Genomic DNA, 20071 nt, shown 5'->3' on the forward strand with positions numbered 1-20071 from the left:
ACGCATCAAATAAAAATGCGAGCACAAGGTATCCGTCGTTTATTAATCATCAGCGGCGACACGCGCTGGTGCTTAGAAACCGCCGAAGCTTTTTGCCAGTGGTTACAGGGCGATTGGATATGGGTGGGTGACGCTCGTTTAAGCACAGATCCCCTGATTGGCGCTAAGTCAGTGAAAAAGTTACTGGGCCAAGAACGATTGCATGGCGTTTTTGATGCCACAAAAGGGTTAGATATCGATGCCTTGGCCGTGTTAGCAGGCGTTCTGAAAGCAGGGAGTTGGTTGTTAATGTTGGTGCCACACTGGGATTCCTGGCACAGGATGCCAGATCGGGATAGCCTTCGTTGGAGCGGGCAAAAACATCCTATTCCTACTCCTTATTTTATCTCTCATTTTCAAAGGATACTGTTATCTCACCAAGAAGTTGCCTATTGGCGGCAAGGATCGTCACCTCAGCTCCCCATAGACATAAAACGGCCAAAATGGAGAGCGCCTATAGGGCAGCCAACTTCAGAACAACAAACCATTTTAAATACATTGCTGAGCGCAAAAACGGGCACCTGGCTACTGACTGCGGCTCGAGGACGTGGAAAATCGTCTTTAGCGGGGATGTTTCTTTCACAATGTTCCGGTGTTTGTTGGGTAACAGCGCCGAGACAATCTGCGATTCAAATTTTAAAAAATCACTCTGGTAAAGAGATCACTTTTGTAGCGCCTGATGCACTGTTGAATGACTGTCTGAAACATCAGGTGGACCACGTCAATTGGTTGGTGATTGATGAAGCGGCTTCTTTCCCTATTGCGCTCTTATCGAAATTATTAGGCTATTTTCAGCGGATTTTGCTGACCACGACCATAGATGGCTATGAAGGCACAGGATATGCCTTTGTATTGAAATTATTTTCTCAGTTTCCAAAGGCGCAATGGTTGACTTTAAACCAACCTATACGATGGGCAAAAAGTGATCCACTAGAGCAGATGTTAAATGAAATAATGATGTTGAATACAATCCCGACTGAGCTCGAAGAGCATCTACCCAAAAAAATCATCGCTTTTACGCAATCAGACGAGTTATCTCAACCTCGTTTTTTGCAAGCATTTTATAGATTGCTCTCTGATGCCCATTATCGGACTTCAACAAGAGATTTACGTCGTCTTATGGATGCGCCCGGGATGCATTTTTCGGCGACTTTATCCGGAGATTGTATTTTAGCGGTTTTATGGTTACTCGATGAAGGAGGCTTAGATGAGAGATTAGCGAGAGAGATTTGGGCTGGACATCGTCGCCCTCCCGGGAGTTTGGTTGCCCAATCATTGTCGGCACACAGTGGGCAGTGGTGGTCACCTACATTACGCTCAAGACGCATCAGTCGAATTGCTGTCATGGAAAAATATCGCCGGCAAGGCATTGCCAAGCAAATGATCTTATTTGAAATCACACGTGCAAAACAGGCAGGTTTGGATTTTATTTCTGTCAGTTTTGGTTATGAACGTGAATTAAATGATTTTTGGATGGCCTGTGGATTTAAAGTGGTACGTATAGGATCCCACAATGACACCTGTAGTGGTTGTTGCACGTTGATGGCCATATTCCCACTCAGCCGGGCAGGAGAGCATCTTTATGAAGCCGCAAAAAAACAAATGATTCGAGATGCCCCGTGGTTAAAAGCGAACTTCCCATTTGTTTTGGAAAAGAAAGAGGAGTCACAAGAACTGAATGAAGAAGATTGGCGTGAGCTCGCAGGTTTTGCTTTTGCCCACCGCCCCTTATCTGCAAGTTTGGCGTCATTACAACGTTTATTAAAACAACGATGCATAAAAAGCGCTTGTTCTCTTATTCATTTACGCAAGCACTTACAAAAACATACATCACAAAGTCACCCCATTGGATCCCTTGATTTCACTGGCCGAAAAGCACTTATTGTCTGTTTGCGAAATGAAGTCAAGCAAGCTGTATCTTGTTTAGATAAAGAGAAATCGATTGCCTGGGCAGCTTGGGTGGAAAACAAATAATTAATGTGGGTTGATTATTTTCAAATTTGTGGCCCTGAACGGCCAATGCTCTTTGCTAGATATGATACCGATGAGATACAAACAGACAATAGCTCAAAAAAATCTCTCGATTACATCAAGAATTTATGTAGGGAAGTCAGAGATTGTCAGGGAGTAAATTTATCCAGAAGCAATCAGCGTCAGTGCTTTTTCAATACGAGCTAATGTTCGGGCTTGACCGATGGCATGGATAGTCAGATGTAAAGCAGGAGATTGAGCTTGGCCTGTAGCCGCAACCCGTAATGGCATCCCTATTTTTCCCATCCCTATTCCAAGTTCCTTTGCAGTACTTTCAATTGCATTCTGGATCTCTTCTTTTGCCCATTCAGAAAGAGCAGCCAATTTGATGCGAACCTGTGACAAAGGCTCATATGCCTGCGCTCGCAGGTGTTTTTTTGCTGCATTTTCATCAAATTGTTCGAACTCCTCATAGAAATAACGGCAGGATTCAGCCATTTCTTTCAAAGTTTTACAGCGCTCGCCTAGTAATTTGACTATTTCAACCAATTCAGGGCCTTGATCAGTATTGAATCCTGCTTTTTCAATATGCCAGGCAAGATGTACCGCCACCTCTTCTGTTGGCAAATGATTAATATAATGATGGTTTAACCAAAGTAATTTTTCTGTATTAAAACTGGCCGCAGATTTACTGACCGCCTCCAGGGTAAAAAGCGTTTTCATCTCATCAACAGAAAAAATTTCCTGGTCACCATACGACCAGCCTAAACGAACCAGATAATTGAGTAGTGCTTGAGGGAGATAACCTTGATCACGATATTCCATGATACCAACAGCATTAAAACGTTTTGATAATTTTTGACCGTTTTCTCCGAGAATCATGGAAACATGAGCATATTCTGGAATAGGTGCATTCAACGCTTTTAAAATATTGATTTGCCTAGGCGTGTTATTAATATGATCTTCACCTCGAATCACATGAGTAATACCCATTTCCCAGTCATCAATCACGACACAAAAGTTATATGTGGGTAAACCATCGCTGCGACGAATAATGAGATCGTCCAATTCTTTGTTGCTAAATTTAATTTCTCCACGGATCTTATCTTTAAAAATAACAAAACCTTCTTCTGGATTACCAAAACGAATAACCGAAAGTGTTTTATCAGAGGGCGGATTTTGATGATGTCTACATCTCCCATCGTAACGAGGTTTTAAACCCTCCATCATCTGTTTTGTACGTAATTTTTCTAAACGTTCTTTACTGCAATAACATTTGTACGCCGTTCCATTATTCAGCATGGATTCGATGACGCTATTGTAGCGATCCATTCGTTTCGTTTGGAAGTAGGGTCCTTCATCCCAGCCTATATTTAACCAATTCATGCCATCCATAATTGCATCAATGGCTTCTTGAGTAGAACGTTCGAGATCAGTGTCTTCAATACGAAGTACAAATTCACCACCCATATGATGCGCAAATAACCAGGAATAAAGCGCTGTGCGTACTCCACCTATATGAAGATATCCTGTAGGGCTGGGAGCAAATCGGGTTTTTATTTTCATTAAGATTGATGCCTTTATTTCTTTATTTGAGCCAGGCAGAAGAGATTTCTGCCTGCTTTTAATAAAGTGATTCAAATGGATTCACTGATCCATGGCATATTTTTTTAATTTTTTACGTAGAGTGCCACGGTTAATACCCATCATGTTGGCAGCAAGAGTCTGGTTACCCTCAGTATATTCCATTACCATCTCAAGGAGAGGTTGTTCCACTTCAGCTAATACCAAAGAGTAAAGTTTGGTCACATTTTGAGCGTTTAATTGAAAAAAATAATTTTTCAATGCCTGTCTTACTGAATCACGAAGAAGTGTTTTCATGGAATGATTTTCCATATTGGTGCTGTTAGAAATGAATACGTCGTAATTTTCACGATATTCGAACATAGCTCAGCTCTTTTGGATTGATATAAAATTTTTTAAAGGGACGACATAGTACGCATTTTCATCTTAAGAATAAAGAATCGGTTTTGAAAAAAATAGCATTAAGTTTTCTTTATTGAGGATAAAATTTATTGACAAGCAAACAGTAAAAAGGCAAATTTTACGGCTTTTAACTTATATTCAATCAATTTATTTGGGAGTTAGCTTTGGCCAATATCAAATCAGCGAAAAAACGTGCTATTCAATCTGAAAAACGTCGCAAACATAATGCCAGTCGTCGTTCCATGGTGCGTACTTTTATCAAAAAAGTATATGCCGCCATTTCTTCTGGCGATAAAAAAGCAGCAGAGACAGCGTTTGCTCAAATGCAGCCCATCATTGATCGTCATGCTTGCAAAGGATTAATACACAAAAATAAGGCCGCGCGTCATAAATCAAACCTAACAGCGCAAATTAATGCAATGTCTGAGGATAGCCTGTTGAAAAAGAGAAGAAGCGAGGGCTGTGAATTCAAGGCACCTGAAAAGCCTGTTTGAAATAATTGCACGCTAGGCCCAAACGAGTGAAAAGCGCAGTTAACGTAGAGTAAATGCGCACTTTGAGTGCGCTTTCGATGTAGGATAAGCAACAAACAAAAGGTTTCAAACAGGCACGGAGGTAATTTTTTATTTTTCAAGTCAAATGCTTAATGTCTTCCCTTCTTGGCTTTTTAGTGTTTTTTCGGTAAAAATACCTTTAAAAGGCTATAACCTAAAACAGCAGATACCGTCGAGCCCAGTAAAATACCCAGTTTCGAATAGGTATTTAATTCTAAATGGGAGCTGTCAAAAGCCAATGACGCGATAAATATCGACATGGTGAATCCAATACCACAGAGCACAGAAACCGAAAAAATATGTTTGAAATGAATTGAATTAGGTAATTTTGCAATCCCCGTCTTAACCGAAATCCAGCTAAAAATGAAAATACCTAAAGGTTTGCCGATTATTAGTGCAGTGGCAATGCCCAACGGCAGCAATGAAGTCAATCCTGAAAAAGAAACGCCAGACAAAGAAACGCCGGCGTTAGCAAAAGCGAACAAAGGCAAAATCAGATAAGCCACCCAAGGATGTAAACCGTGTTCTAATTTCTCTAAAGGTGAATGTTTTTTTTTTGGTGCGCAAAGGGATCATAAAACCAATCAGCACTCCTGCCAAGGTGGCATGAATACCCGACTTTAAAATACTGACCCACAATATAAAACCAATCAATAAATATAATGAAGTTTTATCGACCCCTCGCCAGTTCATACAAGCCAGAAAAACCGTCGCAACAACAGCAATACCAAACGCCAGCCAAGAAAGATTCGCCGTATAAAAAAGAGCAATGATAATGATGACTCCAAGATCATCAATAATCGCTAATGCCAATAAAAATACTTTTAAACTGTTAGGGACACGATCTCCTAAAAGTGCCATCACGCCTAAAGCAAAAGCAATATCTGTCGCTGCAGGAATAGCCCATCCCTGACGAGTAAGCTCATCTGAACCGTTAAACAGCAAATAAATGATGGCGGGTGCTAACATTCCCCCCAAAGCGGCAATTGCAGGGAAGAGGGCTTTATCACGACCTGCAAGAGAACCTTCTATTAATTCACGCTTTACTTCTAAGCCCACTAAAAGAAAAAAAATGGCCATCAAGCCATCATTAACCCAGAGCAGTAAAGGTTTGCTGATATCTAATGTGGAAATTCTGAATGTGATGGGGATATCAAGAAATGATTGATACAGATCTCGCAAGGGACTGTTTGCCATCCCCATTGCAATGACGGCAGCGATGATTAAAATAATCCCACCAGAGGCTTCTAGGCGTAAAAATTGACGAATCACATTTTTCATAAAAACTCCTATTAATCAAAAAAATAAAAAGTGGCCATATTGACTTTTTTGACGCAAACAGAAAAAAATCATGATTGATTAATGAGTTAAATTATCGAAAAATTTTTTCATACTTTCCAAAAACTTTTTAGTTTCAGGGGTATTTTTTTTAGAGGAAGTTTCACAAAAGCTTTGATCTAGATCCCTTAGTAGCTTCTTTTGTTTTTCATTGAGATGAACAGGTGTTTCAATAAAGACCGTACAGAATAAATCACCTGGCGTCTTTTTTTCAGGTTTAATGCCTTTATTAGGGATACGAAAACACTGACCTGTTTGAGTTTCTGGAGGTATTTTTAATTTTATGGCGCCATCCAGAGTGGGGACTTCGATTTCTCCTCCTAGAGCAGCAGTCGTGAAATTGATAGGCACTTTACAGTATAGATTATTCTTTGAACGTTCAAAAATATGATGACGATCTACATGAATTTGAACATAAAGGTCACCACTGGGGGCACCCATTTCTCCGACTTCGCCTTTACCGTTTAAACGGAGGCAATCATTCGAGTCTATTCCCGCCGGGACTTTAACAGAAAATGTTTTTGGTTCTTCGACTTTGCCTTGTCCACGACATTGACGACAAGGATCTTTGATCATTTGACCCTGGCCATGACAACGAGGACAGGTTTGTTGTATTGTAAAAAACCCTTGTTGCATATGCACTTCTCCTACACCTCGGCAGGTCGTACAGGTCACTGGGCGAGTGCCCTGTTTAGCACCACTTCCTTTACAGTGCTCACAGTGTACTAAAGTAGTGATATGAATTTCTTTGCTCGCCCCACGTACTGCTTCTTCTAAGGTTAAATTGAGGGTATACCTCAGATCTCTGCCACGTTGTGTTCTTTGTTGATGTCCTCCAAAAAAATCACTAAAGACATCATTAAAAACGTTGGAAAAATTTGAAGAATTGTGAAATCCACCTCCCATTCCGCTCTGTTCAAAAGCCGTATGACCATGTTGGTCATAAGCCGCTCTTTTTTGTTGATCAGAAAGAACTTCATACGCTTCTTTCATTTCTTTAAATTTTGTTTCTGCGTCTTTATCTTTATTACGATCGGGATGATATTTTTTCGCTAAGCGTTTATAGGCATCTTTAATGTCTTGCTCGTTTGCATTTTTAGCAATACCTAAAATTTCATAATAATCTTTCTTACTCATTTTTTCCGCCTTGAGATAGCATACACGGGCGCAGAGTTTCCTCAACGCCCGTGATGGCTTTTAACGTAGCATTATTTGACGATTCGTAGGCCCGAACACTCAGGGAGCTTGGCCTTAAGGGCAGTTATTTTTTATCTTTAACTTCTTCAAACTCAGCATCAACAGCATCTGCTTTTACATCGCTACTGTCGTTTTTTTCTGCATTATTAGAAGACGAATTTTGCTGCGATGCTTCCTCTAACTTAGCAGAAACCATCGTCAGTGCATTGGCTTTACTCTCTATGTCTGTTTTATCTTCACCTTTTATGGCGGTTTCTAATGCTTTCAATGCTTGTTCAATAGACGTTTTCTCTTCAGGAGACACTTTATCTCCTGCTTCCTTCAATTTTTTATTTGTAGCATGTATTAAATGATCTGCCTGATTACGGACTTGAATTAATTCCTCAAATTTTCGGTCTGTTTCTGAATTGGATTCCGCATCCCGTACCATTTTTTCAATCTCAGCTTCACTTAAACCAGAAGACGCCTTGATGGTGATCTTTTGTTCTCGGCCTGTGTTTTTATCTTTCGCTGACACATGCAAAATGCCATCTGCGTCAATATCAAAGGTCACTTCAATTTGTGACGTACCACGAGGCGCAGGCTGAATGCCATCTAAATTAAATTGACCCAAGGATTTATTATCGCTTGCTCGCTTACGTTCCCCTTGAAGCACATGGATGGTCACGGCAGATTGATTATCTTCAGCTGTTGAAAACACTTGGCTGTGTTTCGTTGGAATTGTGGTATTTTTAGAGATTAAAGAGGTCATCACACCGCCCATGGTCTCAATACCGAGCGAAAGAGGAGTGACGTCTAATAACAATAAATCTTTCACTTCACCGGATAAAACACCCCCTTGAACAGCGGCTCCAATAGCGACAGCTTCATCAGGATTCACATCTTTACGAGGTTCTTTACCAAAAAAATCTGCCACTTTTTTCTGAACCATGGGCATACGTGTTTGGCCCCCGACCAGTATGACATCATCAATATCAGAGACAGATAAACCGGCGTCTTGTAAAGCGACCTTCAACGGTTCAATAGAGCGTGACACCAAATCTTCTACCAGTGACTCAAGTTTGGCACGGGTCACTTTCATATTCATATGCTTAGGACCAGTCGCATCTGCTGTAATGTAAGGAAGATTCACATCTGTTTGCTGAGCAGAAGACAATTCAACTTTCGCTTTTTCAGCCGCTTCTTTTAAACGCTGCATCGCCAAAGGATCTTTTCGTAAATCAAACCCTTGTTCTTTTTTGAATTCATCCACCAAATAATTGATTAAACGATTATCAAAATCTTCACCACCCAAATGGGTATCACCATTGGTTGCCAACACTTCAAAAGTTTTTTCGCCGTCTACATCATCTATTTCAATGATAGAAATATCAAAAGTCCCTCCTCCGAGATCATAAACCGCAATGGTGCTATTCCCTTTTCCCTTATCTAAACCGTAGGCAATGGCCGCGGCAGTGGGTTCATTAATAATCCGCTTGATTTCTAAACCAGCGATCCGGCCTGCATCTTTCGTGGCTTGACGTTGCGCATCATTAAAATAAGCAGGCACAGTGACCACAGCTTCAGTGACAGTTTCGCCCAAATAATCTTCTGCTGTTTTTTTCATTTTTTTCAATACTTCAGCCGAAATTTGAGGAGGCGCTGTTTTTTGCCCTTTCACGCTGAGCCATGCGTCGCCATTATCTGATTCAATAATGTCAAAGGGCATAATATCCTTATCACGCTGTGTTTCTTGGTCTGAAAATTTTCGACCCACCAAACGTTTGATCGCAAAAAAAGTATTTTTTGCATTGGTCACCGCCTGACGCTTGGCGGGCTGACCGACAAGTGTTTCACCATCGTGTGTATAAGCAATGATGGAAGGCGTTGTACGATCACCTTCACTGTTTTCGAGTACACGAGGCTTGCTACCGTCCATAATAGCAACACAAGAATTGGTGGTACCTAAATCAATTCCGATAATTTTAGTCATCTAACATCTCTCCAGTCAAAAGCATCATTTATAAAGTTACTTACGAATATGTGGGCAGGTTGTTTATTTTCAACTATCTATTTTAAATTAGGTTGTTTGTCTGTAAATGAAGACGACTTAGCTCTTCTAAAAGAATCCATAATTTCTTTTTCAGCCGCCTCGGCATTTTCCCAACCTTTAATTTTGACCCATTTCCCTTTTTCTAAATCTTTATAATGCTCGAAAAAATGTTTAATCTGTGCTTTTAGCAATTCAGATACGTCATGTATATCTTGAACCGCTTCATATTCTTTAGTCAGTTTACTATGCGGAACGGCAATGACCTTAGCATCTTGACCGGCATCATCTGTCATCCTGAGCATGCCCACTGGCCGGCAACGTATCACTGATCCTGGCTGCAATGGATGAGGAGTAGGCACTAATACATCCACCGGATCACCATCCAAAGATAAGGTCTGGTTAATGTAACCATAATTACAGGGGTAAAACATGGCAGTGGACATAAAACGATCCACAAACAATGCCCCCGTTTTTTTATCCACTTCATATTTAATCGGATCAGCATGAGCGGGGATTTCAATCACAACATAAATATCTTTAGGCAAATTTTCGCCCGCATCGACAAGATCTAAACTCATAATGATTTGTTCCTTTTTTTGTAAAAAATAACAACTGGACCCTACTGGCCAGGCAATGCCTTTCAAATTACCTTCATGCCCCTTATGCGAAAAATCATCATGAGGAGCCCTATCAAAACAAACGATTTAAACCATTTAATGCAGCGACGCGATAGGCTTCTGCCATCGTAGGATAATTAAAAGTTGTATTGACAAAATAGTCGATCGTATTACCGCCGTTTTTTTGTTCCATAATGGCTTGACCAATGTGAATAATTTCTACTGCCCTTTCTCCAAAACAATGAATTCCTAAAATTTCTTTACTTTCACGATGAAATAAAATTTTTAAGCTTCCCGCTTCCATGCCTGCTATTTGAGCTCGAGCGAGATGTTTAAATTGAGCGCGCCCCACTTCATAGGGCACTTTTAAATCAGTCAGCTCCTGCTCTGTTTTCCCTACAGAACTGATTTCAGGAATGGTGTAAATCCCAGTTGGGATATTTTCGATCAAACGCACACTATTAATGCCTTGAGTAATCGCCTGTGATGCAATGCGCCCTTGATCGTAAGCGGCTGAAGCCAAACTAGGATATCCAATTACATCTCCAACAGCATAAATATGAGAAAGGGCGGTCTGATATAGATTACTGACTTGCAAAAATCTTCGTTCATCTGTTCTTAAACCAATATTTTCAAGTAATAATTCCTTGGTGTTGCCCGTACGCCCATTAGCATAAAATAAACAATCTGCCTTTACTTTCTTCCCTGATTTTAAATGAACAACGACGCCTTGATCCAGGCCTTCAATTAAATCAAACTCTTCATTATGCCTGATCACCACCCCGTTGTTCCAAAAATGATAAGAGAGCGCATCTGAAATTTCTTGATCAAGAAAAGCCAGCAAATGGTTTCGAGTATTGATCAAATCGACCTTGACGCCTAAACCTCGAAAAATAGAAGCATATTCACAACCTATCACCCCTGCTCCGTAAATAATAATATGCTTTGGCTGCTGTTCTTCTTTCAATTCCAAAATGCTGTCGCTGTCATAAATTCGGGGATGTGTAAAATCAATACTTTCTGGATGATAAGGACGAGATCCTGTCGCAATCACAATATGATCAGCACTTAGGGTATTCAAAGTACCATCTGGGCGAATGACCTCAAGTTTATATGGATCAATAAAACGGGCATGACCAAAAAACAGATGACAATGATTGCGCTGATAAAAATCAAAGCGCATGGAGACCTGCTTACGAATGACATGATTAGCATGTTGTAAAATATGATAAAAAGAGGGATGAATGCTTTGAAGGTGCTCACTGTAAAGCGGGTTTTGATTAAATTCAATAATACGACTGATGACATGACGCAAGGCTTTCGAAGGGATTGTGCCCGAATGAGTGCAGCCTCCTCCGACATTTTTATAGCGTTCAACGACAGCGACAGACTGCCCTTTTTTTGCAAGGCCCATGGCCGCGCCCTCACCACCAGGCCCTGAGCCAATGACAACGGTATCAAAATTAAAATGTGTTTTCATCATTTAAAAAACCTATGGTTCTTGCCAGGACAAATTATTTAAATATTAGGATCATTTTTTCGATACCCAAATTAAAGACGGACTTTATGATTATTTTAGTGTACTAAAGTGCATGAAGATGACGAAATACTGGTTTTAAAAAACAAGGTTTTTCAAAAAATTTATTGAATATTTGGTGAATATAATGGGCGTCAGAGCAGAGCAAAAAGCAAGGACACGTCGTTCTCTTATTGAAACGGCTTTCAACCAACTCAGTTCTGAACACAGTTTTTCGAACCTCAGCCTAAGGGAAATATCCAGGGAAGCCGGTATTGCTCCAACCTCTTTTTATTATCATTTTCGAGATGTGAACGAACTGGGTTTAACGATGGTCGATGAAAGTGGATTGATGCTAAGACAATTAATGCGCCAAGCACGTCAGCGTATCGATAAAGGAGGCAGTGTGATCCGTACTTCAGTTTCAACTTTTATGGAATTTATCGGTAATAATCCCAATGCATTTCGTTTGTTGTTACGCGAACGCTCAGGTACATCCGCCGCCTTTCGGGCCGCCGTTGCACGAGAAATTCAGCATTTTATTGCTGAATTGGCCGATTATTTAGAATTTGAAAGTAATATGTCTCGTCGTTTTATAGAAGCAAAGGCAGAAGCCATGGTGACCATTGTATTTAGTGCAGGGGCTGAGCTGCTGGATTTGGAAACGGAACAAAAACATAAATTAAAAAAACGGTTGATTTTACAGCTAAGAATGATTGCTAAAGGCGCTGATCATTTGTATAGACCTGAAAAAAAATCTTAGAATGAGAGGTAATTTTTAAAATGTTTTTTGTTAAAAATATTTAAAAATTATCATAAATTCTATCATTATTAATGATAAACCATCTTGGGATTTTAAGTATGTGATAAATTATTTTAACTTAAATTGATTTAATATAAATATTTTTAAATATAAATTTATTAAAATTTTATATTGATTAACAAATGAATTAATTGAGTAATATTAATCAATAACAACTTTAAATTAATATATTAAAGTCATGATTTTTTTCTTTTTTCATAAAAGCGTGTAAACTCCTTCTTGGTATTATCATTACATGCAAAATATTTTTATTACATTTAAAACAAGAGACAATTCACATTGTTGTGAACAATATATAAGTCATTTGCAATTGAAACCTGGATAAGTTGATATTCATCAAATCATTATTGATTTATTATTCGATTAAATTTTTGTCAATCATCTTACTATCCTATGATTGTAGAAGAGGTGGAATATTCTTATCATAAAAAGGAACTATCACATATGAAATCATTAATAAAAATCATATTAATTACATTTGCTTTTCTGTTTACATTAAACGTTTCAAGTGCTGAAAAATCACTGATTGTAGCGATAGATACGGCTTTTGTTCCGTTTGAATTTAAGCAGGGCGATAAATATGTCGGTTTTGATATTGACATTTGGGATGCTATCGCCAAAGAGCTTAAGTTAAATTATACTCTCAAGCCGATGGATTTCAGTGGTATTGTTCCTGCTTTACAAACCAAAAATGTCGATCTGGCTCTTGCAGGAATCACTATTACGGAACAGAGGAAAAAGGCAATAGATTTTTCTGATGGCTATTACAAGAGCGGCTTGTTGGTCATGGTGAAAAGCAATAACGATAAAATCAAGAATGCCGAAGATTTAAAAAATAAAATCGTTGCAGTTAAAAGTGGGACAGGATCTGTCGATTACGCAAAAGCGAACATTAAAACGAAAGATTTGCGTCAGTTTCCTAATATTGATAACGCCTATCTGGAACTAGGCACGGGGAGAGCGGATGCTGTTTTACATGATGCGCCGAATATTTTATTCTTTATTAAAACTGCAGGTGATAAAAAATTTAAAGCAGTGGGCGAAATGCTCGAATCACTACAGTACGGAATTGCTTTTCCCAAAGGCAGTGTACTTCGTGAAGAAGTCAATCTGGCTTTAAACACGCTCCATAAAAATGGAACTTACCTCGCAATTTATAAAAAATGGTTTAATACAGAACCAAATTGATTAATTTCTCAATTTTTTCATCAGGAGAATTCCGATGCAGTTTGAATGGAGTGTTATTTGGCCCGCTATGCCAATCTTGCTTCAAGGTGCCAAGTTAACGCTTTGGATTTCTATTCTCGGCTTACTTGGTGGCCTTATTATCGGAGTGATTGCTGGCTTTACTCGCGCTTATGGAGGAAAGATCAGCAGTAACGTCGCTTTAATATTTATAGAGCTGATTCGTGGAACCCCTATTGTTGTTCAAGTGATGTTTATATATTTTGCCCTTCCTATGATGGTGCCAATACGCATCGATCCTTTTACCGCGGCTGTTGTGACCATCATGATTAATTCTGGGGCTTACATTGCAGAGATTACTCGTGGCGCCGTGCTGTCTATTCATAAAGGTTTTCGAGAAGCCGGTCTGGCTTTAGGTTTATCGAGGCGCGATACACTAAGATATGTTGTTGCTCCTTTAGCGCTGCGTAGAATGCTACCTCCTTTAGGGAATCAATGGATTGTCAGTATTAAGGATACTTCTTTATTTATCGTGATTGGTGTTGCTGAGTTGACACGTCAAGGACAAGAAATTATTGCGGGCAACTTTCGTGCTATGGAAATATGGAGTGCAGTCGCGGTGATGTATTTGATTATCACCTTAACACTAGGTTTTATCCTACGTAGACTGGAAAGAAAACTGAAAATAATATGATAAATTTTAAAAACGTTTGTAAACACTTTGGCCAAACCGAGGTTCTTCACAATATCAATTTAAATATCAAAATTGGGGAAGTGGTCGTCATTATTGGCCCATCAGGTTCAGGGAAATCCACTTTACTACGTTGCATCAACAAATTAGAAGTGATCACTTCAGGTCAATTGATTGTAGATGATTTAGATGTCAACGATCCTAAAGTAGATGAGCGCCTTATTCGTCAGGAAGCAGGCATGGTTTTTCAGCAATTTTATTTGTTCCCTCATCTTACCGCTCTTGAAAATGTCGCTTTTGGGCCAACCCATATCCGAGGCGCCACTAAAAAAGAGGCAAAAGAGCTGGCACATGAACTGTTAAAAAAAGTGGGTTTATCAGAACGTTCTCATCACTACCCATCAGAGCTTTCAGGTGGTCAACAGCAACGTGTAGCAATTGCTCGGGCTTTAGCTGTGAAACCTAAATTAATGCTTTTTGATGAGCCTACCTCTGCATTGGATCCTCAATTGCGTCACGAAGTACTAACGGTTATGAAAGATTTAGCCGAAGAGGGCATGACCATGGTCATAGTCACTCATGAAGTTAATTTTGCTCACAAAGTAGCCTCTCGCCTTATTTTTATCGATAAAGGCCGCATCGCTCAAGATGGAAATCCTAATACTCTTATATCTAATCCTCCTAGTGAGAGATTACGTGAATTTTTACAGCATCATGTCACCTAATCATATTACAGAACAGTTTTACTCAGCATGAATGCCTTGAGTTCATAAAATTTTTTTATTAAGTGAAAAGTCAGATTCATTGCTCAAGACCAGCACTAAATGGGGTAAACCGGTCAAACCTTTAGAGATGCTGCTGCTCCTGATTGGTTAGAAAAATATTATTTAAACGAAGCCCTGTTTGAAGAAGTGAATACGCATTTATCGGAGCGTGGGCTATTTATCAAGCGGGGGAGTATTGTCGATGCCACGATAATTCAGCACCCAGTTCAACTCAAAATCAGAAAAATAGCCGGGAGCCTGACATAAAAAAGCCACTCGTAAAGGCAATCAGTGTTATGTTGGTATGAAAGCGCCTATGGGTGGGGATGCCGAGAGTGGTCTCGTGCACATTCCCTGCTCGGGCTCGACCTCGGCTTATGTGTCGGATGTCACGCAGACTCATCGTATTTATTCTTCACGGCGAGGAAGAGTTTGTCCATGGGGATGCCGGTGATAAAGGGGTAGTGCACCGCAGTGAACACCAACACCGTCGGGTCACCTGGCATATCACTCGCCGCAGGGTACTGGCCCTCCCCCGGCTACAGCAGCAGGTAGATGAAAAACACCAGCACCATCAAAATATTATCGCGAAAATCCGGGCTAAGGTTGAACATCCTTTTCGGGTATTAAAATGGCTATAATTGGCCCTTGATACTAAAAAAGGAGGCGGGTTGATGCTATCGTAAAAAACGAATTGACCTCCTTTTTTATCAGATTATTTTTAGAAGTTACGCTGTTCGGGCCCAATATCAAATTTATTTCTCAGCTCTTCAGTGTTTCCATATGACACTGTTAACAAAGTCGTTTAATTCATTAAAATAAATAATTTGCAAAAAATTAATGAAAAAATTATAAAAATATTCGAATAGAGTAAGGAGTTATCAAAAATGCACAATATCGACCATCTTTTGAATACATTAACTGATTATGGCATTCATAATACCGGTAAGATTTTTTATAACCCCAGCTATTCCATATTATTTCAAGAGGAAACACGAGACACTTTGGTGGGTTTCGAACGTGGAACAGTGACTAAATTAGGCGCCGTGGCTGTGGATACGGGCATCTTCACCGGGCGTTCTCCTAAAGATAAATATATCGTCCGTGACGATATCACTCGAGATACTTTTTGGTGGGCAGATCAAGGCAAAAATAAAAGCGATAATCACCCCATCACTCAAGCCATTTGGAATGAACTCAAGACCTGTGTCACTCAGCAACTTTCAAACAAACCTTTATTTGTGGTAGATGCCTTTTGTGGCGCTCATTCAAACAGTCGTTTGCAAATACGATTTATTACTGAAGTCGCTTGGCAGGCGCATTTTGTTAAAAATATGTTTATTCGCCCTTCAGAAGAAGAACTCACTCGTTTTCATCCTGATTTTGTGGTCATGAATGGCGCCAAATGTACTAACCCAAATTGGAAAGAACAAGGTTTACACTCCAAAAATTTTGTGGCCTTTAATTTGACTGAACGGATTCAACTGATTGGGGGCACTTGGTACGGAGGTGAAATGAAAAAAGGATTGTTTTCAATGATGAATTATTTTTTGCCATTAAAAAGAATTGCTGCCATGCACTGCTCTGCAAATGTCGGAGTTAAAGGAGATGTTGCTGTTTTCTTTGGTTTATCCGGCACCGGAAAAACCACTTTATCTGCCGATCCTAAAAGACAACTTATCGGTGATGACGAACATGGTTGGGATGACGAAGGTGTTTTTAATTTTGAAGGAGGTTGTTATGCAAAAACAATTGAATTGTCCGAGTCAGATGAACCCGATATTTATCACGCAATCAAAAGAGATGCTTTACTGGAAAACGTGGTGGTTTTGCCAGATGCCACCGTCGATTTTAACGATAGTTCAAAAACCCAAAATACTAGGGTGTCTTATCCTATTTATCACATCCAAAATATTGTGAAACCGGTATCAAAAGCAGGCCATGCAAAAAAAATTATTTTTTTAACAGCGGATGCTTTTGGCGTTTTACCTCCTGTTGTTCATTTAACTCTAGAACAAACCCAGTATCATTTTTTATCGGGTTTCACATCAAAACTGGCAGGAACAGAGCTCGGGATCACCAGCCCAGTTCCCACTTTTTCAGCTTGCTTTGGAGAGGCGTTTCTTTCACTTCATCCTACTCAATATGCTGAAGTGCTTTTACAAAGGATGCAAGCAGCGCAGGCAAAAGCGTATTTGGTCAATACAGGCTGGAATGGTATGGGTCATCGTATTTCTATTAAAAATACTCGAGCGATTATTGAGGCAATTCTACATGAAAAGATTGATCACGTGCCCACCTTTAATTTGCCGATTTTTAACCTCAGTGTTCCTACTGAAATCGAAGGGGTAAACTCAGAAATTTTAGATCCTCGCGCCAGTTATTCTGAGGTAAACGAATGGCAACACAAAGCAGAAAACTTGGCACGGCAGTTTATCAAAAATTTTGAACAATACAGCGATACCGCTGTAGGGGCGTTGTTACTGAAATCAGGCCCAGAGTTATAGAAAATTTTCTGGCGCTGAAAAAATTTTTATTTCAATTTTTTATTTGTTTTTATGACTCTGACACATTTAAGAAAAATTGATGATATGTGGCTACGTCTTCTAGTACATATTGCAGCTCTGCAAGTAATGATGAGCTTTTTGCAGAGGTATTTATCTGCTCACTTAACAATGTAAAAAAGAGAAAAAATTTGAGAAGCAGCTGCGGGGTTCTAGCAAAAAATAGTTTGAAAGAGGCGATAAAATTAGATCAACTGATTTCGCAGGATCAAAAATTAGTATTGAATCACTCTGCCTTTGACGATTCCAGGAAAGAAAAACGTTTTTTGAATCGATCAACACGCCCACCTGTTGCCGCTTCACGCTTTTTGTTTGTATAGGCAGGGTGACAGTTAGAACAAACATCAAGATTTATATTACAACCCAAGGTTGAATTTACTTCAATCACGTTTCCACAAGAACAGGATGCTACTACTAACTTATAGTCTGGATGGATATTTTTTTTCATGAAACACCTCTTGTTTTTTCAAAATAGCATTACTGTCTCACCTCGTTACAAAGTACTGGTGATTTTATTTTTTAAATTGTTCGGCATCATACAGAAGCTATCTTATCAAGGCAATAGACGATTTTTTTTTACAAAACCCTTTAAAAACAAACAACGAGTTAAATTTGAATTTATAACGACAGCATCAAGATAATTCGCCTTTTATTCAATGAAATCGAAGCTTATCAGGAGGCTCCGCAGTGGAGTGAGAGATAAAGGTTTTGCAGAAAAATAACTGGGCCAAAAGATTGATTCATATGACAGAAAATATCGAAAAAATAGGGTAAAATAAATCAAAAATTATTTAATATTCACCAATCAAATGGTGACTGAATTTTGACTTGTTATGGCTACTATGTTTTAATTATTTGATTTTTATGAAAAATAAAACATTCATATTCTCATCTTATACTAAAAAATAAAAATCTATTTATCTTGTTTTTTCTGACAATGGAATATTCATGAGAACCATCTCTAATTTTAAATTTAATACAGCCACTTTAAGCGAAGGCGTGTTTAAAATCACCAGAAAAATTCGTCAAGATTTTTCTATCGCAAGAGTTCGCAAAAAATTAACAAATCTGGTGGACGATGCTCGAGTCGCCATTCCAGAACATCTCAATCAAGATCAAAAGTTAGAACTTCTCATAGATCTTTTTTATCATAAATGGAAATTTGAGGCTGCAGATGGGATTTACCGCACCTCTGATGTCATATGGCTGGATAATGTTTTAAAAATACGTCAAGGAACGGCGACTTCATTAGGAGTAATTTTTTTGCATATCGCACATCAGCTGGATATCCCTTTAATGCCGGTGTTATTCCCAATTCAACTCATTTTTCGGGCGGATTGGTTAGACGAAGAAATGTGGCTGATTAATCCGATCAATGGTGACACCTTGAACAAACATATCCTCGAATTATGGGTTAAAGCGCATTTTAATCAGAATATCACGCTGGAAGACAGCGATCTTTGTGAATCAGACAATACTTCATTGATTCGGCAAATGCTCGATGAATTAAAATCTGCGTTGATAGAAGAAAAACAGATGGAGCTGGCTCTACGTACAAGCGATATGTCGCTGTTTTTTGATCCTAAAGATCCTTATGAGATACGTGATAGAGGTCTGATTTATGCAGAACTCGGTTGTACTCAAGTGGCGATTTCTGATTTAAATTATTTTATTGAACAGTGCCCTGAAGACCCTATCTCTGAAGTAATAAAAATACAATTAAATGCCATCGAAAAACAGCCATTTATTCTGCATTGAGATAAAAAATGAACAATAAAGTGATTCATTTTCAACATATTAACATTGCCAATCATCTTCCATTTGTATTATTTGGTGGTATGAATGTGCTTGAATCACGTGATCTGGCAATGAGAATTTGTGAACATTATGTTCGAATCACCAATCAATTAAATATCCCTTACGTTTTTAAAGCGTCTTTTGATAAAGCAAATCGTTCTGCTGTTCATTCTTATCGTGGGCCCGGTTTAGAAGAAGGCATGAAAATATTTGAAGAATTAAAACACTCTTTTGGCGTAGCCATCATCACAGATGTACACGAAGTGAGCCAAGCCAAAATAGTTTCTGAAGTAGTTGATGTTATTCAATTACCCGCGTTTTTAGCGCGTCAAACCGATCTCGTGGTGGCCATGGCTGAAACAAAAGCGGTGATTAATGTCAAAAAACCTCAATTTATGAGCCCCATGCAAGTAGGCCACATTGTCGAAAAATTTAAACAGGCTGGAAACGAAAAAATTATTCTTTGTGAGCGAGGAAATATTTTTGGTTACGATAACTTAGTGGTGGATATGTTAGGGATCACACTCATGGCAAAATCTACAGGAGGGCATCCTGTCATACTCGATGTCACCCATGCCCTGCAATGCAGAGACCCTTTTGGATCTGTTTCTGGCGGGCGCAGGGCTCAGGTTTCAGAACTGGCAAGAGCAGGCATGGCCGTGGGATTAGCGGGCTTATTTTTAGAAGCACATCCCGACCCTCAGAATGCAAAATGCGATGGCCCTTGCGCTTTACCACTACATAAGCTGCTGCCTTTTTTAACACAGATGAAAGCGATTGATGATTTGATTAAAAATTTTTAAGTCCAAATTTTAAACAAAAAATGTCGCTAGAACACCTTCAAATGATTGATACTAAAAAGCCTCAGTGTGAGTCAATTTTTACTGTAGATTTGTAGAATTCATATCTCATTTTGCTTTCATGTAATTTGCTGGATGATATTTGCTCCGAACACTATGATCCCGGCGTTTTAAAGACGGTTGACTTGGACGTCTAG

General features: G+C 39.2%; 16 protein-coding genes and 2 pseudogenes. 10 read left to right on the forward strand and 8 right to left on the reverse strand.

What is annotated here, in order from left to right:
- The first annotated feature begins 15 nt into the window (after nucleotides 1–15).
- Entirely contained in the window at nucleotides 16–2013 is a 1998-nt protein-coding gene (locus AACL23_RS02965; RefSeq protein WP_422389639.1) for a tRNA(Met) cytidine acetyltransferase TmcA, read from the forward strand.
- 159 nt (nucleotides 2014–2172) lie between these two features.
- Here the strand turns inward: AACL23_RS02965 and gltX are convergent, their stop codons facing one another.
- Both gltX and fis read right to left on the reverse strand, forming a co-directional pair.
- Nucleotides 2173–3576: a glutamate--tRNA ligase gene (gltX, locus tag AACL23_RS02970; protein WP_012738083.1), complete on the reverse strand. Its 1404-nt coding sequence runs from the start codon at nucleotides 3574–3576 to the stop codon at nucleotides 2173–2175.
- A gap of 81 nt (nucleotides 3577–3657) precedes the next feature.
- A complete protein-coding gene (fis, locus tag AACL23_RS02975; RefSeq protein WP_012738084.1) occupies nucleotides 3658–3957 on the reverse strand; it encodes a DNA-binding transcriptional regulator Fis in 300 nt (99 codons plus the stop codon).
- A 203-nt stretch (nucleotides 3958–4160) separates the two neighbouring features.
- On the opposite strand from fis, the pseudogene rpsT reads away from it, so the two are divergent.
- Nucleotides 4161–4421: pseudogene (gene rpsT, locus AACL23_RS02980) on the forward strand (30S ribosomal protein S20); the annotation flags it as partial.
- Nucleotides 4422–4663: 242 nt separating this feature from the next.
- On the opposite strand, the pseudogene nhaA reads toward rpsT, so the two are convergent.
- From nhaA to sthA, 5 genes and pseudogenes are all read right to left on the reverse strand, one after another.
- Nucleotides 4664–5831: pseudogene (nhaA, locus tag AACL23_RS02985) on the reverse strand (Na+/H+ antiporter NhaA).
- Nucleotides 5832–5909: 78 nt separating this feature from the next.
- On the reverse strand, nucleotides 5910–7025 hold the full coding sequence (gene dnaJ / locus AACL23_RS02990) for a molecular chaperone DnaJ (RefSeq protein ID WP_012738088.1): 1116 nt from the start codon (nucleotides 7023–7025) through the stop codon (nucleotides 5910–5912).
- 124 nt (nucleotides 7026–7149) lie between these two features.
- Nucleotides 7150–9057, reverse strand: coding sequence for a molecular chaperone DnaK (gene dnaK, locus AACL23_RS02995; protein ID WP_100096098.1), 1908 nt, complete (start codon nucleotides 9055–9057; stop codon nucleotides 7150–7152).
- Between the two features lie 77 nt (nucleotides 9058–9134).
- The gene (gene ppa / locus AACL23_RS03000; RefSeq protein WP_012738090.1) at nucleotides 9135–9695 is read right to left on the reverse strand and encodes an inorganic diphosphatase; all 561 of its coding nucleotides are present in this window, start codon (nucleotides 9693–9695) and stop codon (nucleotides 9135–9137) included.
- Nucleotides 9696–9807: 112 nt separating this feature from the next.
- Nucleotides 9808–11214, reverse strand: a complete 1407-nt coding sequence (gene sthA, locus AACL23_RS03005) for a Si-specific NAD(P)(+) transhydrogenase (protein ID WP_339051564.1) — start codon at nucleotides 11212–11214, stop codon at nucleotides 9808–9810.
- A gap of 184 nt (nucleotides 11215–11398) precedes the next feature.
- Here sthA and fabR point away from each other — a divergent pair, with 184 nt between their 5' ends.
- The 6 genes from fabR to pckA all read left to right on the forward strand — a co-directional run bounded on the left by fabR (nucleotide 11399) and on the right by pckA (nucleotide 17220).
- Nucleotides 11399–12013, forward strand: a complete 615-nt coding sequence (gene fabR / locus AACL23_RS03010; protein WP_164703685.1) for an HTH-type transcriptional repressor FabR — start codon at nucleotides 11399–11401, stop codon at nucleotides 12011–12013.
- A gap of 504 nt (nucleotides 12014–12517) precedes the next feature.
- Nucleotides 12518–13261, forward strand: a complete 744-nt coding sequence (gene glnH / locus AACL23_RS03015; protein WP_339050042.1) for a glutamine ABC transporter substrate-binding protein GlnH — start codon at nucleotides 12518–12520, stop codon at nucleotides 13259–13261.
- 34 nt (nucleotides 13262–13295) lie between these two features.
- A complete protein-coding gene (gene glnP / locus AACL23_RS03020) occupies nucleotides 13296–13952 on the forward strand; it encodes a glutamine ABC transporter permease GlnP (protein ID WP_100096097.1) in 657 nt (218 codons plus the stop codon).
- Nucleotides 13949–14674, forward strand: a complete 726-nt coding sequence (glnQ, locus tag AACL23_RS03025; protein WP_095034449.1) for a glutamine ABC transporter ATP-binding protein GlnQ — start codon at nucleotides 13949–13951, stop codon at nucleotides 14672–14674. The genes glnP and glnQ overlap by 4 nt, the downstream gene beginning before the upstream one ends.
- Before the next feature lie 425 nt (nucleotides 14675–15099).
- Nucleotides 15100–15354, forward strand: a complete 255-nt coding sequence (locus tag AACL23_RS03030) for a hypothetical protein (RefSeq protein ID WP_100096096.1) — start codon at nucleotides 15100–15102, stop codon at nucleotides 15352–15354.
- A 246-nt stretch (nucleotides 15355–15600) separates the two neighbouring features.
- A complete protein-coding gene (gene pckA, locus AACL23_RS03035) occupies nucleotides 15601–17220 on the forward strand; it encodes a phosphoenolpyruvate carboxykinase (ATP) (protein WP_339050047.1) in 1620 nt (539 codons plus the stop codon).
- A gap of 283 nt (nucleotides 17221–17503) precedes the next feature.
- On the opposite strand, the gene rpmE is transcribed toward pckA, so the two are convergent.
- A complete protein-coding gene (gene rpmE / locus AACL23_RS03040; protein ID WP_100096094.1) occupies nucleotides 17504–17725 on the reverse strand; it encodes a 50S ribosomal protein L31 in 222 nt (73 codons plus the stop codon).
- A gap of 500 nt (nucleotides 17726–18225) precedes the next feature.
- Between rpmE and sirB1 the strand changes: the two genes are divergently transcribed.
- Nucleotides 18226–19035 carry an invasion regulator SirB1 gene (sirB1, locus tag AACL23_RS03045; RefSeq protein WP_012738101.1) on the forward strand — a complete coding sequence of 270 codons (810 nt, stop codon included), beginning with the start codon at nucleotides 18226–18228 and terminating at the stop codon, nucleotides 19033–19035.
- A gap of 8 nt (nucleotides 19036–19043) precedes the next feature.
- The gene (gene kdsA, locus AACL23_RS03050) at nucleotides 19044–19877 is read left to right on the forward strand and encodes a 3-deoxy-8-phosphooctulonate synthase (protein ID WP_012738102.1); all 834 of its coding nucleotides are present in this window, start codon (nucleotides 19044–19046) and stop codon (nucleotides 19875–19877) included.
- Nucleotides 19878–20071: the final 194 nt, after the last annotated feature.

Source organism: Candidatus Williamhamiltonella endosymbiont of Tuberolachnus salignus, assembly GCF_964019775.1.
Classification (GTDB): domain Bacteria; phylum Pseudomonadota; class Gammaproteobacteria; order Enterobacterales; family Enterobacteriaceae; genus Hamiltonella; species Hamiltonella defendens.

Bases quoted from the DNA above. Each gene is read 5' to 3' on its own strand.
- AACL23_RS02965 (WP_422389639.1), top strand. From the start codon at position 16: ATGCGAGCACAAGGTATCCGTCGTTTATTAATCATCAGCGGCGACACG.
- gltX (WP_012738083.1), bottom strand. From the start codon at position 3,576: ATGAAAATAAAAACCCGATTTGCTCCCAGCCCTACAGGATATCTTCAT.
- fis (WP_012738084.1), bottom strand. From the start codon at position 3,957: ATGTTCGAATATCGTGAAAATTACGACGTATTCATTTCTAACAGCACC.
- dnaJ (WP_012738088.1), bottom strand. From the start codon at position 7,025: ATGAGTAAGAAAGATTATTATGAAATTTTAGGTATTGCTAAAAATGCA.
- dnaK (WP_100096098.1), bottom strand. From the start codon at position 9,057: ATGACTAAAATTATCGGAATTGATTTAGGTACCACCAATTCTTGTGTT.
- ppa (WP_012738090.1), bottom strand. From the start codon at position 9,695: ATGAGTTTAGATCTTGTCGATGCGGGCGAAAATTTGCCTAAAGATATT.
- sthA (WP_339051564.1), bottom strand. From the start codon at position 11,214: ATGAAAACACATTTTAATTTTGATACCGTTGTCATTGGCTCAGGGCCT.
- fabR (WP_164703685.1), top strand. From the start codon at position 11,399: ATGGGCGTCAGAGCAGAGCAAAAAGCAAGGACACGTCGTTCTCTTATT.
- glnH (WP_339050042.1), top strand. From the start codon at position 12,518: ATGAAATCATTAATAAAAATCATATTAATTACATTTGCTTTTCTGTTT.
- glnP (WP_100096097.1), top strand. From the start codon at position 13,296: ATGCAGTTTGAATGGAGTGTTATTTGGCCCGCTATGCCAATCTTGCTT.
- glnQ (WP_095034449.1), top strand. From the start codon at position 13,949: ATGATAAATTTTAAAAACGTTTGTAAACACTTTGGCCAAACCGAGGTT.
- AACL23_RS03030 (WP_100096096.1), top strand. From the start codon at position 15,100: ATGTCACGCAGACTCATCGTATTTATTCTTCACGGCGAGGAAGAGTTT.
- pckA (WP_339050047.1), top strand. From the start codon at position 15,601: ATGCACAATATCGACCATCTTTTGAATACATTAACTGATTATGGCATT.
- rpmE (WP_100096094.1), bottom strand. From the start codon at position 17,725: ATGAAAAAAAATATCCATCCAGACTATAAGTTAGTAGTAGCATCCTGT.
- sirB1 (WP_012738101.1), top strand. From the start codon at position 18,226: ATGAGAACCATCTCTAATTTTAAATTTAATACAGCCACTTTAAGCGAA.
- kdsA (WP_012738102.1), top strand. From the start codon at position 19,044: ATGAACAATAAAGTGATTCATTTTCAACATATTAACATTGCCAATCAT.